This is a genomic window from Enterobacter cloacae complex sp. 402C9, from assembly GCF_050030745.1.
GTDB classification, from domain to species: Bacteria; Pseudomonadota; Gammaproteobacteria; order Enterobacterales; family Enterobacteriaceae; genus Enterobacter; species Enterobacter intestinihominis.
Genome location: NZ_JBLGUW010000001.1, coordinates 1,061,807 through 1,074,645, shown reverse-complemented (window position 1 = coordinate 1,074,645; position 12,839 = coordinate 1,061,807). Strand labels below are relative to the sequence as shown.

At 54.2% G+C, this 12,839-nt stretch carries 11 protein-coding genes; 3 read left to right on the top strand and 8 right to left on the bottom strand.

Annotated elements, in window-relative coordinates; all coding sequences use genetic code 11:
• Positions 1–96 precede the first annotated feature (96 nt).
• A complete protein-coding gene (locus ACQG1K_RS05090) occupies positions 97–1,143 on the top strand; it encodes a PLP-dependent cysteine synthase family protein (protein WP_023299455.1) in 1,047 nt (348 codons plus the stop codon).
• A gap of 41 nt (positions 1,144–1,184) precedes the next feature.
• Here the strand turns inward: ACQG1K_RS05090 and cof are convergent, their stop codons facing one another.
• On the bottom strand, positions 1,185–2,003 hold the full coding sequence (gene cof, locus ACQG1K_RS05085) for an HMP-PP phosphatase (protein WP_058676955.1): 819 nt from the start codon (positions 2,001–2,003) through the stop codon (positions 1,185–1,187).
• A gap of 101 nt (positions 2,004–2,104) precedes the next feature.
• Between cof and ACQG1K_RS05080 the strand changes: the two genes are divergently transcribed.
• Positions 2,105–3,805, top strand: coding sequence for an SgrR family transcriptional regulator (locus ACQG1K_RS05080; RefSeq protein ID WP_063199724.1), 1,701 nt, complete (start codon positions 2,105–2,107; stop codon positions 3,803–3,805).
• A 66-nt stretch (positions 3,806–3,871) separates the two neighbouring features.
• Positions 3,872–4,567: a 7-cyano-7-deazaguanine synthase QueC gene (gene queC, locus ACQG1K_RS05075; protein ID WP_045142053.1), complete on the top strand. Its 696-nt coding sequence runs from the start codon at positions 3,872–3,874 to the stop codon at positions 4,565–4,567.
• 62 nt (positions 4,568–4,629) lie between these two features.
• Here the strand turns inward: queC and ACQG1K_RS05070 are convergent, their stop codons facing one another.
• From ACQG1K_RS05070 to clpP, 7 genes are all read right to left on the bottom strand, one after another.
• Positions 4,630–5,028 carry a YbgC/FadM family acyl-CoA thioesterase gene (locus tag ACQG1K_RS05070; RefSeq protein WP_017694410.1) on the bottom strand — a complete coding sequence of 133 codons (399 nt, stop codon included), beginning with the start codon at positions 5,026–5,028 and terminating at the stop codon, positions 4,630–4,632.
• A 97-nt stretch (positions 5,029–5,125) separates the two neighbouring features.
• The gene (locus ACQG1K_RS05065) at positions 5,126–5,506 is read right to left on the bottom strand and encodes a helix-hairpin-helix domain-containing protein (protein WP_038415510.1); all 381 of its coding nucleotides are present in this window, start codon (positions 5,504–5,506) and stop codon (positions 5,126–5,128) included.
• A 148-nt stretch (positions 5,507–5,654) separates the two neighbouring features.
• On the bottom strand, positions 5,655–7,526 hold the full coding sequence (ppiD, locus tag ACQG1K_RS05060) for a peptidylprolyl isomerase (protein ID WP_023299452.1): 1,872 nt from the start codon (positions 7,524–7,526) through the stop codon (positions 5,655–5,657).
• A gap of 212 nt (positions 7,527–7,738) precedes the next feature.
• Positions 7,739–8,011, bottom strand: a complete 273-nt coding sequence (gene hupB / locus ACQG1K_RS05055; protein ID WP_002444653.1) for a nucleoid-associated protein HU-beta — start codon at positions 8,009–8,011, stop codon at positions 7,739–7,741.
• Between the two features lie 210 nt (positions 8,012–8,221).
• The gene (lon, locus tag ACQG1K_RS05050; protein ID WP_006809878.1) at positions 8,222–10,576 is read right to left on the bottom strand and encodes an endopeptidase La; all 2,355 of its coding nucleotides are present in this window, start codon (positions 10,574–10,576) and stop codon (positions 8,222–8,224) included.
• Between the two features lie 184 nt (positions 10,577–10,760).
• Positions 10,761–12,035: an ATP-dependent protease ATP-binding subunit ClpX gene (gene clpX, locus ACQG1K_RS05045; protein ID WP_006809879.1), complete on the bottom strand. Its 1,275-nt coding sequence runs from the start codon at positions 12,033–12,035 to the stop codon at positions 10,761–10,763.
• A 127-nt stretch (positions 12,036–12,162) separates the two neighbouring features.
• Positions 12,163–12,786, bottom strand: a complete 624-nt coding sequence (gene clpP, locus ACQG1K_RS05040; RefSeq protein WP_006809880.1) for an ATP-dependent Clp endopeptidase proteolytic subunit ClpP — start codon at positions 12,784–12,786, stop codon at positions 12,163–12,165.
• Positions 12,787–12,839 lie beyond the last annotated feature (53 nt).

The window sequence follows — 12,839 nt, the reverse complement described above, 5'->3', positions numbered from 1 at the left end:
TTATTCTCCTTACATTCTATTTTAAAGGCCAGATAGCAACAATTTTTTCTGTGCTTTTCGCTATGCTGGGCACAAAATGACAAACGGATAACTACGATGAATAGCACCTGGGTTAAACATGCCATCAGCGAAATAAATGCCGACTATCAGCGCTCGGCAGACACCCATTTGATCCGCCTGCCTTTGCCTGGATTTCCCGGCATTCAGCTTTACCTGAAGGATGAAAGTACCCATCCTACCGGCAGCCTGAAGCATCGCCTGGCGCGTTCACTCTTTTTATACGGTTTATGTAACGGCTGGATTAAAGAAGGCACCACGATTATTGAATCGTCGTCCGGATCAACTGCCGTCTCAGAGGCCTACTTTGCCCGCCTGCTGGGCCTGCCGTTTATCGCTGTGATGCCCTCCTGCACGGCGAAACGTAAAGTTGAACAGATCGAATTTTACGGCGGACGCTGCCACTTTGTGGAAAGCGCCTGCGAAATCTATGCGGCCTCCGAAATGCTGGCCCGCGAACTAAATGGTCACTATATGGACCAGTTCACCTTCGCCGAGCGCGCCACCGACTGGCGCGGCAATAATAACATTGCGGACAGCATTTTCCGCCAGATGACCCACGAGCCACATCCCGTCCCCTCTTACATTGTCATGAGCGCGGGCACGGGCGGAACCTCCGCCACCATCGGACGTTATATCCGCTGTCAGGGTTATGATACGCAGCTGATGGTGGTTGACCCTCAGAACTCGGTGTTCCTTGATTACTGGCAATCTCGCGATGCCAGCCTGCGCAGCCCTGTGGGGAGCAAGATCGAAGGAATTGGTCGCCCGCGCGTCGAACCCTCGTTCATTCCGGACGTTGTGGATGAGATGCTCCGCGTGCCGGACGCCGCCAGCGTCGCGACGGCGCACTGGCTGGAGACACAGCTTGGCCGTAAGGTCGGAGCCTCTACCGGCACCAATATGTGGGGGGCGCTACAACTGGCCGCGAGAATGCGTGAAGAAGGCCTTAGCGGCTCTGTCGTCACGCTGCTGTGCGACAGCGGGGAACGCTACCTGGACACCTATTACAACGCAGAATGGGTGCAGGCCAATATTGGCGATGTTGAACCGTGGAAAGCGCAGATTTTGCATCTGGTGAAATAAAAAAAAGCCAGGCTGAAGCCTGGCTTGCTGGAAGGATCTCGCTATTCGGGGGAATATGGGAGGTTATTTTTGTCCAGCCAATGCGTCAAAAAATGGGACACCGCTTCGTTACGACAGTGTCCGATAACCGGTAAATGCGGGAGCGCGGCGATAAGTTGCGGCATCGCGTTCCCCATAATCAGACCACGGCCTACGCTGCTCAGCATCTCGTGGTCGTTCATGGCGTCACCAAAGGCCATACAGTCCTGCATCGTCAGCCCCAGACGATCGCTCAGCACCGCCAGCGCAGATCCTTTGTTACAGCCCACCGGCAGCACTTCAAGACAGTCCACCGCCGAGAAGGTCAGGTGCGCCCGGTCGCCCAGCGCCTCGTTAAGCTGAATACGCAGGCGGCAGAGATCGTCGTGATCGCCGCAGAAGCAGATCTTGGTTACCTTGTGGGCCGGAATGCGGCGCAAATCGATGAGCTGATATTTAAAGCCACTGTAAACGTGAGCGTGCAGCAAGGCCGGGATCTCACGCCCGGTAAACCAGCCTTCATCGTTAAAAACATGCACGCTGGCCAGCGTATCCCAGGTGCTGTGCAGGACGATGTCCGCCACTTCCGGATCCAGATCCTGACGGTGCAGCACATCGCCCTCGACGGAGTGAATGCGCGTCCCGTTGCCGGTGATCAGGAACGCATCGAGGGCAAATGTTCCCAGCAGATGGCGCATCTCCAGCACATGACGACCAGTGGCAAACGTCAGGGTGACTTCACGCTCGCGCAGGCGCTTAAGTGTGTTCAGGGTTTTCTCCCCTAAACGGTGATCCGGCATTAACAGCGTGCCGTCCATATCAAATGCAGCGAGCCGAGCCATAATTACTCCCGAAATGTGATGCGGTTAACTTGTGCATCAGTATTACGTGAGATATACGGAAGTAATAGTGAATAGATGATAATTATTGTTCCGGGTTTTTCATGCGCCAGCTTAACCGTCTTAACCAGTATCAGCGTCTGTGGCACCCCTCCGCCGGCGCAACGCAGCAGGTGACCATCAGTGAACTTGCCAGCCGCTGCTTTTGCAGCGAGCGACATGTACGCACCCTGCTGCGCCAGGCGCAGGAGGCGGGCTGGCTAAGCTGGCACGCCCGCTCCGGACGAGGAAAGCGTGGGGAATTACGCTTTCACGTCACCCCGGATTCGTTGCGTAATACGATGATGGAAGAGGCCCTGAAAAGTGGACAGCAGCACAACGCGCTGGAGCTGGCCCAGCTCGCGCCTGAAGATTTGCGATCGCTGCTGCATCCGTTTATGGGCGGGCAATGGCAGAACGATACGCCGACGCTGCGTATTCCCTACTATCGCTCGCTGGAGCCGCTTCAGCCGGGGTTTCTCCCTGGCCGGGCGGAGCAGCATCTGGCGGGACAGGTATTCTCTGGTTTGATGCGTTTTAATGGTAACAGCAGTGAACCCACGGGCGATCTGGCGCATCACTGGGAAGTCTCTGATGACGGCCTGCGTTGGCATTTCTACATACGCTCCACCCTGCACTGGCATAACGGCGATAAAATAGAGACGGCACAGCTCAGGCAAAGCCTGACGGCGCTGCTATCGCAGCCCGGCATGGACACGCTTTTCCGCAGCGTCTTACGTATCGAAACCACGCATCCGCAAAGCCTGACGTTTATTCTGCATCAACCTGACTATTGGCTGGCGCACAGGCTGGCAACCTACTGTAGCCGTCTGGCGCATCCTGATTACCCCGTGGTGGGCAGCGGTCCCTTTCGGCTGAGCGTTTTTGAGCCTGAACTGGTGCGTCTGGAAAGCCACGAGCAGTATCATCTTGGCCATCCGTTGCTTAAGGCTATCGAGTACTGGATCACGCCCCAGCTTTTTGACTACAGTCTGGGCACCAGCTGTCGCCACCCGGTGCAAATCGCCATTGGCGAGGCCGACGAGCTGGCCAGCCTGCGGCTGGTGAGTAACAGCACCAGTCTGGGCTTCTGCTACCTCACGCTGAAACAAAGTCCGCGTCTGAGCGAACTTCAGGCAAAGCGGCTGATTAATATCATTCATCTCTCAACGCTGCTGCACACGCTTCCCCTGAACGAAGGGCTCATCACTCCTACCGAGGAACTGCTTCCCGGCTGGGCGATCCCCCAGTGGACTGATTTAACCGACGTTGTGCTGCCAGAGGCATTGACGCTTGTCTACCACCTGCCGGTTGAGCTTCACACCATGGCCAGTCAGTTAAAAGCATACCTTGCGCGGCAGGGGTGTGAACTGACCGTCATCTTTCACGACGCCAAGACGTGGGACGGTTGCCAGCAGCTTGCCGATGCAGACATCATGATGGGAGACAGACTGATTGGCGAAGCGCCAGCGTACACCCTTGAGCAATGGCTCCGCTGCGATGCGCTCTGGCCGCATCTGCTGAGCGCACCGGCATACGCCCATTTGCAGGCCACGCTGGATGCGGTGCAGACGCAGGCCGACGAACGTGACCGACACGCAGGACTTCAGGCTATCTTCAGCCGATTAATGGAGACAGCCGTCCTGACACCGCTCTTTAACTACCAGTATCAAATCAGCGCGCCTCCGGGCGTCAACGGAATACGCCTTAACACTCGCGGCTGGTTTGACTTCACCGAAGCCTGGCTTCCTCCACCAAACGCGTGAAGAAGCTGGTCGCCGCTTTAGCCAGGCGTTAACATGACGCTTTTACCGTAACTGTCGAGATGATCTATGAAACGTGCCGTCGTCGTGTTCAGCGGAGGACAAGATTCCACAACCTGCCTGATTCAGGCACTTCACCAGTATGATGAAGTGCACTGCGTCACTTTTGATTATGGTCAGCGTCATCGCGCTGAAATCGATGTCGCTCGTGAACTGGCCCTCAAACTGGGCGCCCGCGCTCATAAAGTGCTGGACGTGACGCTGTTAAATGAACTGGCCGTCAGCAGCCTCACCCGCGACAGCATTCCGGTGCCTGATTACGAACCGGATGCCAGCGGCATTCCGAATACCTTCGTACCTGGGCGTAATATTCTCTTCCTGACCCTGACGGCAATCTATGCCTACCAGGTGAAAGCCGAAGCGGTGATCACGGGCGTGTGTGAGACCGACTTCTCTGGCTACCCGGACTGCCGGGATGAATTCGTGAAAGCGCTCAATCACGCCGTGGATCTGGGAATGGCAAAAGAGACCCGCTTCGAAACGCCGCTGATGTGGCTGGATAAAGCCGAAACCTGGGCGCTGGCCGACTACTGGGGCAAGCTGGATGTCGTTCGCAACGAGACCCTGACCTGCTACAACGGCATTAAAGGGGACGGCTGCGGGCAGTGTGCCGCCTGTAACCTGCGCGCGAACGGTCTGAATCATTATCTTGCGGATAAAGCGGGCGTGATGGCCGCGATGCAGAAAAAGACCGGTCTGAAATAAGGGCTAACTGTCCGCGCTGTCGTACAACAGGAGTCGACAGCGCGGGCATTCCTGAATATTACTTATGCGATCATCAGCTCCAGCTTTTCGCGCAACTCCCCTTCCAGCGGCAACGCTTTCTGGGTTTTGAGATCGATACAGACAAAGGTGATCAGCGCATCGGCCACCACCTGCCCTTCTGGCTCAAGCGTGACGACCTGGCTCAATACACCACTTTTGCCATTCAGTTGTTGGACCTCACTGGTCACGGTGAGCACATCCCCAAGCACAGCCGGGCGGCGGTAGTTAATGTTGATGTTGACGACCACAAACGCGATGTTGTGTGCGGTCAGCCACTGGAAGCTTTCGCTGTTCTCCAGGCCATCCCAGCGCGCCTCTTCAAGAAATTCAAGGTAGCGGGCGTTATTGACGTGCTGGTAAACATCGAGGTGATAACCACGGACTTTGATTTGTGTCTGCATAGCGCAATAGCCTTTCGTTGTTATAGGTTCAGAGGTCATAACTGGTATGACCTCTTTATCCTGGCAAATTTTTGCCGCAGTGCAAGTGATTACGCGATTACAGCGTCAGGTGTGCGAGATTGCGCTCAACCAGCGCGCTGCCCATACCCGGCACCTGCTTGAGATCGTCAAGGGTTTTGAAAGGACCGTACTCCTCGCGGTAGCTAACAATGGCCTGGGCTTTTTTAAGTCCCACACCGTTCATCACGCGCGCGAGCTCTTCTGCCGATGCCGAATTGATGCTGACTCGCGTACCGTCATCCTCTGCACTTTTACCGGCATCAGTCGCTTTTGATTGCGTATAAGCCTGCGCAGCTGAGTCTGTTTTGGTCTGTGCAGCCTGCGCTTTAGCCGAGGGCGACGCCGCCAGCGCGCCCGCACTCATCCCGGAAGTGGCAATAGCCAGTGTAATTAACAGTGCTTTGATTCCACATTTCATGCTGTTTTCTCCTTGTTTGTTGACAGCCACGCCACGATAGCCGTACGAGAAAACAGGGACAAACAGCAGATTGCAGAAATGGAAAAGGCCGCGAAAGCGGCCTTTAGTTTTTGCAGAGCGTTACGAAAATCTGCGAGCAGGTACGTAATTATTGCTCCTGGGTCACCACATCACCCAGCTTGATTTTGGCTTCTTTACGCAGGTTGCTCATCATCGCTTCGAAAGCAATCTGGGCATTATTCTGGGTAATTCCCTGAACCATGGCCTTCTTCTGCGCGTCTGGCAGCGTGCCGGCTTTGACTTCATCCAGCGCCAGAATCACCACGTTACCCTGCATATCGGTCGTGGTGCCAAAGACAGGTTTGTCTTTCGCCGGCAGGCTCAGACCAAACGCCGCCTGGCTGACAGGATCCTGACCGGTACGGCTCAGCGTTTTGGCTTCGCCAAAGTTCAGGCCAGCCGCTTTCAGTGCATCGTTCTTACCGGCTTTCAGATCGGCCAGAATTTTCTCTGCATCCAGTTTTGCCTGCTGTGCCGCTTTGTTGTGTTTGACCAGCGCCACCACCTGATCTTTCACTTCCGCCAGGGGCTTCACTGCCTCGGCTTTGTGCTCGCTGACGCGCAGTACGAACGCACGGTCACCGTCAACGGTAATGATGTCTGAGTTGCTGCCCGGCGTACCGTTCTCACCTACCAGACCACCATTGAAAATGGCATCTGAAACCGGTTTGAAGTTCAGTTCTTCCGGCAGATTTTCATGGCTGAACCAGCCCGTCTCAACCGCTTTCACGCCAGCAGCCTGCTCAGCGCCCGCCAGTGATTCGTTGTCGTTGCTTGCGGCATCGCTCACTTTCTGTTGCAGAGCATAGAAGGCGTCCAGCGCTTTCTCCTGCTTCACTTTCGCAGCGATATCATCACGAACGTCAGCCAGCGGCTTGGTTTTCGCCGCCACGACATCGTCCAGACGCGCCACCAGGAAGCCAACGGAGGATTTGATTACACCAGACAGTTGGCCTTTCTCTTTAAGACCCGCATTTTTCAGCTCGTCCGGGGTAGTGGAATCTTCCAGCCAGCCCATATCACCGCCGTTTTTGGCAGAAATAATGTCGGTGGATTTTGCTTTCGCCACGGTCGCGAAATCAGCGCCTTTGTTCAGCTCGTCCAGCACGGCTTTTGCTTCTGCTTCCGTTTTGGTCTGGATCACGCTGTAACGGTTACGCTGCGGCTGAGTGAACTGATCCTGATGCTGGTCGTAATAAGACTGGATCTCGGCGTCAGTCGCGTTTTTCTGCATCGCAGCTGCATCCAGCTTGATATAGCTTACGCGGAACTGTTCAGGAGAGATGAAGTTGTTCTTGTTTTGCTCATAGTAAGCATTAACTTCAGCGTCGCTAACCTGCTGTTTCGCCGCCAGTGCATTGACATCAATCGTCGCTTCACGCACCACGCGTTGCTGCGCCACCAGTGCCGCCAGCGCTTCAGTTTCGCCTTTCAGCATGAAATCGGTGCCCACCACCGCGTTGATCAGCTGTTGCGTGGTCAACTGGTTACGCAGCGCCTGTGCGTACTGGTCAGCCGTCATCCCCATCTGGTTAACAATGCTGTTGTAACGCGCGTTGTCGAACTTCCCATTAGACTGGAAAGCCTGCGTCGAGAAGATGGCTTTTTTAACCTGCTCATCGCTGATGCCCAGACCGAGGCTTTTCGCGTACTGGTCCAGCAGCGCTTCGTCGATAAGGCGGTTCAGCGTCTGCTGACGCAGGTTTTTCATATAGCCTTCGTTGGCTGCAAGTTCAGAGTATTGGTCGCCCAGCTGTTGCTGCATGCGGTTACGTTCACCAGCAAAAGCGTTCTCGAACTGCCCACGGCTAATTTCCTGGCCATTCACTTTTGCGGCGTAGTTCGCGCCACCGCCAATGAGGTAACTACTCACACCGGTCAATATGAACGACACGATAATGATACCGAAAATAATCTTGAGCACGAGACTGTTAGCAGCCGTGCGTAAGCTGTCCATCATGGTGTAACAACACTCCGCTGTAGGTGACTGGTTACCTGACGCTGACGGAAAATCCTGACCGTCGCGCGTAAAGGCGTATTGTGACAAGAAAACAGGGCAATTGTCAGCCCACAACTCGCATAAACTCGCACAAATCAGGTCTGGACAAACAAAAAAGGCACATCAAACGATGCGCCCTTGTACTTTTCAGCTTCCCTGGAGCGGGAAAGCAATCAATTTACTGCGTCTTTCAGCGCCTTACCTGCACGGAAACCCGGCACTTTAGCGGCAGCAATGGTGATCTCTTTACCGGTCTGCGGGTTGCGGCCAGTACGGGCAGCACGCTCTTTAACCGCAAAAGTACCGAAGCCTACCAGTGCAACGTCGTCCCCAGCTTGCAGAGATTCAGTAACAGAAGCAATTAAAGCATCTAAAGCACGTCCAGCTGCAGCTTTAGAAATATCAGCACCCGCAGCAATTTTGTCAATCAGTTGAGATTTATTCACTGTTCTCTTCCTCTCTTTATAATTTATATCGCACCTGAATCCTTCACAGCGCGACCGCGCAGCAGTTATATCAGTCCTGCTATGACCTTACAACACCCGTTGTTGATGGCTAACCCAATCAGCAATCTAAATTAGCTATACAAAAAAAGGCTGGCAAGTACGAAATGACTTACCAGCCTTGTTTTTATTAGCGCTCTTTGCGCGAGGTCACTATTTTGCGGTTACAACCTGCATTCCGGACGGTTCATTTTGCAGTGCGAGAGTCAGAACTTCCTCAATGCGTTTCACCGGATGGATCTGCAAATCGGCAATAACGTTGTCCGGAATCTCTTCCAGATCGCGTTTATTCTCGTAAGGAATCAATACGGTTTTGATCCCACCACGGTGTGCCGCCAGCAGTTTTTCTTTTAACCCGCCGATGGGCAGTACCTGACCACGCAGCGTAATTTCACCAGTCATGGCCACATCAGCACGGACCGGGTTCCCCGTCAGGCAGGAAACCAGCGCCGTACACATAGCAATACCCGCGCTTGGGCCATCTTTCGGCGTCGCCCCTTCCGGAACATGAACGTGAATGTCGCGTTTTTCGTAGAAATCCGGGTTAATACCCAGTTTTTCCGCGCGCGCACGCACCACGGTCAACGCTGCCTGGATGGACTCCTGCATCACTTCACCGAGCGAGCCAGTGTAGGTCAGCTTGCCTTTACCCGGTACACAGGCGGTTTCAATGGTCAGCAGATCGCCACCCACTTCCGTCCACGCCAGTCCAGTCACCTGACCAACGCGGTTTTCGTTGTCCGCACGGCCATAGTCGAAGCGCTGAACGCCGAGGTAAGCATGCAGATTGTCGCCGTTAATCACGATGTGCTTCAGGCTCTTATCCAGCAGCAGCTGCTTAACCGCCTTACGGCACAGTTTAGAGATCTCACGCTCAAGGCTACGCACGCCCGCTTCACGGGTGTAGTAACGAATAATGCCGACAATAGCGCTGTCCTCAACGGTCAGCTCGTTAGCTTTCAGCGCGTTACGCTCAATCTGCTTCGGCAGCAGGTGCTGCTTAGCAATGTTCAGCTTCTCGTCTTCGGTATAACCGGACAGACGGATCACTTCCATACGGTCCAGCAGCGGTGCCGGAATGTTCATGGAATTCGACGTCGCCACGAACATCACATCGCTCAGGTCGTAGTCGACTTCCAGGTAGTGATCGCTGAACGCCACGTTCTGCTCTGGATCAAGCACTTCCAGCAGCGCCGACGCCGGATCGCCACGCATGTCCGAAGACATTTTGTCGATCTCGTCGAGGAGGAACAGCGGGTTTTTGACGCCCACTTTCGCCATCTTCTGGATCAGCTTGCCCGGCATAGAACCGATATAGGTACGGCGGTGACCGCGGATTTCCGCTTCATCACGCACGCCGCCCAGCGCCATACGGATGTACTTACGTCCGGTCGCTTTGGCGATGGACTGGCCCAGAGAGGTTTTACCCACCCCTGGAGGCCCTACCAGGCACAAGATTGGACCTTTGATTTTGTTCACACGGCTCTGTACCGCGAGGTACTCAAGAATGCGGTCTTTCACACGTTCCAGGCCATAGTGGTCGGTATCGAGGATTTCCTGTGCCTGACGCAGGTCTTTTTTGACCTTGCTGCGGGCATTCCATGGAACCTGAACCATCCACTCAATGTAGCCGCGTACAACGGTCGCTTCCGCCGACATCGGAGACATCATTTTCAGCTTCTGCAACTCAGCTTCGGCTTTCTCTTTCGCCTCTTTCGGCATCTTCGCCGCGTCGATCTTACGCTTCAGCGCTTCGTTTTCATCCGGCGCATCGTCCATCTCGCCGAGCTCTTTCTGAATGGCTTTCATTTGCTCGTTCAGATAGTACTCACGCTGCGATTTTTCCATCTGCTTTTTGACGCGGTTGCGAATGCGCTTCTCAACCTGGAGCAGATCGATCTCAGACTCCATCATCGCCATCAGGTATTCCAGACGTTCGTTAACGTCGGACATTTCCAGCACGGACTGTTTGTCAGCCAGCTTCAGCGGCATGTGCGCAGCGATGGTATCCGCCAGACGTGCAGGATCGTCGATGCTGTTCAGCGACGTCAGCACTTCAGGTGGGATTTTCTTGTTCAGCTTGATGTAGCCTTCAAACTGGCTGATCGCGGTGCGTACCAGCACTTCCTGCTCGCGCTCATCAAGTTCCGGTGAATCAAGGTACTCTGCCTTCGCAGAGAAGTGCTCGCCATCGTCTGACAGAGTGGTAATACGCGCGCGCTGTAAGCCTTCCACCAGCACCTTCACGGTGCCATCTGGCAGCTTCAGCATCTGCAAAATAGAGGCCACGGTCCCGACGGTGAAAAGATCGTTTACACCCGGCTCATCCGTTGATGCTTCCTTCTGCGCAACCAACATGATTTTTTTATCATGATCCATGGCGGCTTCGAGGCAACGGATAGATTTTTCCCGCCCTACAAATAAGGGTATGACCATGTGCGGATAAACCACCACATCGCGCAACGGCAATACGGGGATTTCAATGCGTTCAGAACGCTCAGGATTCATAGAGCTCTCTCTTAGTTTAGTGTCCGCCAGGTAAACTGGTCATGTAACTGTGCTTCACACAACCATTAACATGTAATCCAGTATATGGGGATGTTTCCCATACATTCAACGCCATGAATACGGAAAAAGTAAAGGGGAGATAAAATCCCCCCTTTTTGATTAACTGATTGTATGAAATGGTGAATTATTCGCCAGATGCCTGCTGCGCTTCCGGTTTACCGTAAATCAGTAACGGCTTGGTCTGGCCACCAATGACGGACTCGTCGATCACGACTTTTTCGACATCTTCCATAGAAGGAAGATCGTACATCGTGTCGAGCAATGCTGCTTCCACGATAGAACGCAGGCCACGGGCACCGGTTTTACGCGCCATCGCTTTCTTGGCAATCGCGTCCAGTGCTTCGTCACGGAATTCCAGCTCAACGCCTTCCAGATTAAACAGCGCCTGATACTGCTTGGTCAGCGCGTTTTTCGGCTCTTTCAGGATCTGAATCAGCGCGTCTTCGCTCAGTTCGTTCAGGGTCGCCACAACCGGCAGACGGCCGATAAATTCCGGAATCAAACCAAATTTGATCAGATCTTCCGGTTCAACCTGCGCCAGCAGCTGGCCTTCGTTTGGTTTTTCAGACGTAGCTTTCACCGTTGCGCCAAAACCAATGCCGGAGCCGGTTTCCACACGGTGAGAGATCACTTTATCCAGGCCTGCAAACGCACCACCACAGATAAACAGGATCTTGGAGGTATCAACCTGCAAGAATTCCTGCTGCGGATGTTTACGCCCACCCTGCGGTGGAACAGCCGCAACCGTACCTTCAATCAGCTTCAGGAGCGCCTGCTGCACGCCTTCGCCCGAGACGTCACGGGTGATGGATGGGTTGTCTGATTTACGGGAGATTTTGTCAATCTCATCGATATAGACGATCCCGCGCTGGGCTTTCTGTACGTCGTAATCGCACTTCTGGAGCAGCTTCTGGATAATATTTTCAACGTCTTCGCCCACATAACCGGCTTCGGTCAGGGTGGTGGCATCCGCCATGGTGAACGGAACATCCAGCAGGCGCGCCAGCGTTTCCGCCAGCAACGTTTTACCGGAACCCGTAGGCCCGATCAGCAGAATGTTACTTTTGCCCAGTTCCACGCCATTGCTGGTATCGCCGTTACGCAGACGCTTGTAGTGGTTGTATACCGCCACCGCCAGCACTTTTTTCGCCTGCTCCTGACCAATGACATAGTCGTCCAGGTGGTGGCGAATCTCGTGTGGCGTTGGTAACGCGCTGCGCTCACGGTGCGGCGCGACTTCTTTAATCTCTTCGCGAATGATGTCGTTACATAAATCGACGCATTCGTCGCAGATATACACGGACGGCCCGGCAATCAGTTTACGCACTTCATGCTGGCTTTTGCCGCAAAAAGAGCAGTACAGCAGTTTGCCCGAACCATCTTTGCGTTTATCTGTCATGAGTCCAAACCTCTTTTTAAGTTCTATGTGCCGCACATGACGACGCAAATGCCATACTCAGACGCAAGCTGCTTACAGGCAACGTGCCGCCCTAAATTAGTATAGCGGCACACTCGCGTCGCGGGCATCAATTACGATGGGTCAAAATGGAGTCGACTAAGCCGTACTCAACTGCCTCAGGTGCAGACAGGAAGCGATCGCGCTCGGTATCGCGCTCGATCTGCTCGAGTGGTTGACCCGTATGCTGCGCCATAAGTTCATTCATGCGCGCTTTTACTTTCAGAATTTCTCGGGCGTGGATTTCAATATCCGTCGCCTGGCCCTGGTAACCACCCAGCGGCTGGTGAATCATCACGCGGGAGTTAGGCAGGCAGAAACGCTTACCTTTCGCCCCTGCGGTTAACAGGAAAGCCCCCATGGACGCCGCCTGTCCCATACAGATGGTGCTGACATCCGGCTTGATGAATTGCATGGTGTCATAAATAGACATGCCCGCCGTAATCACACCGCCCGGGGAGTTGATGTACAGGTAAATGTCTTTTTCCGGGTTTTCCGCTTCCAGGAACAGCATCTGCGCCACGATCAGGTTAGCCATATGGTCTTCCACCTGGCCGGTCAGAAAGATAACGCGTTCCTTGAGCAGACGGGAATAGATATCGAAAGATCGCTCACCGCGTGAGGTCTGTTCAATAACCATTGGCACCAGCGCCATATGGGGTGCAAAGTTATCTCGTTCGCCACTGTATGACATTTCCGTCTCCTGGTTCAAAATTGAAAACACCTGCTGTACTGATTGTAACCTTA

Excerpts from the sequence above, each read along its gene's own strand:
- ACQG1K_RS05090 (WP_023299455.1), top strand. The coding sequence starts at position 97 with ATGAATAGCACCTGGGTTAAACATGCCATCAGCGAAATAAATGCCGAC.
- cof (WP_058676955.1), bottom strand. The coding sequence starts at position 2,003 with ATGGCTCGGCTCGCTGCATTTGATATGGACGGCACGCTGTTAATGCCG.
- ACQG1K_RS05080 (WP_063199724.1), top strand. The coding sequence starts at position 2,105 with ATGCGCCAGCTTAACCGTCTTAACCAGTATCAGCGTCTGTGGCACCCC.
- queC (WP_045142053.1), top strand. The coding sequence starts at position 3,872 with ATGAAACGTGCCGTCGTCGTGTTCAGCGGAGGACAAGATTCCACAACC.
- ACQG1K_RS05070 (WP_017694410.1), bottom strand. The coding sequence starts at position 5,028 with ATGCAGACACAAATCAAAGTCCGTGGTTATCACCTCGATGTTTACCAG.
- ACQG1K_RS05065 (WP_038415510.1), bottom strand. The coding sequence starts at position 5,506 with ATGAAATGTGGAATCAAAGCACTGTTAATTACACTGGCTATTGCCACT.
- ppiD (WP_023299452.1), bottom strand. The coding sequence starts at position 7,526 with ATGATGGACAGCTTACGCACGGCTGCTAACAGTCTCGTGCTCAAGATT.
- lon (WP_006809878.1), bottom strand. The coding sequence starts at position 10,576 with ATGAATCCTGAGCGTTCTGAACGCATTGAAATCCCCGTATTGCCGTTG.
- clpX (WP_006809879.1), bottom strand. The coding sequence starts at position 12,035 with ATGACAGATAAACGCAAAGATGGTTCGGGCAAACTGCTGTACTGCTCT.
- clpP (WP_006809880.1), bottom strand. The coding sequence starts at position 12,786 with ATGTCATACAGTGGCGAACGAGATAACTTTGCACCCCATATGGCGCTG.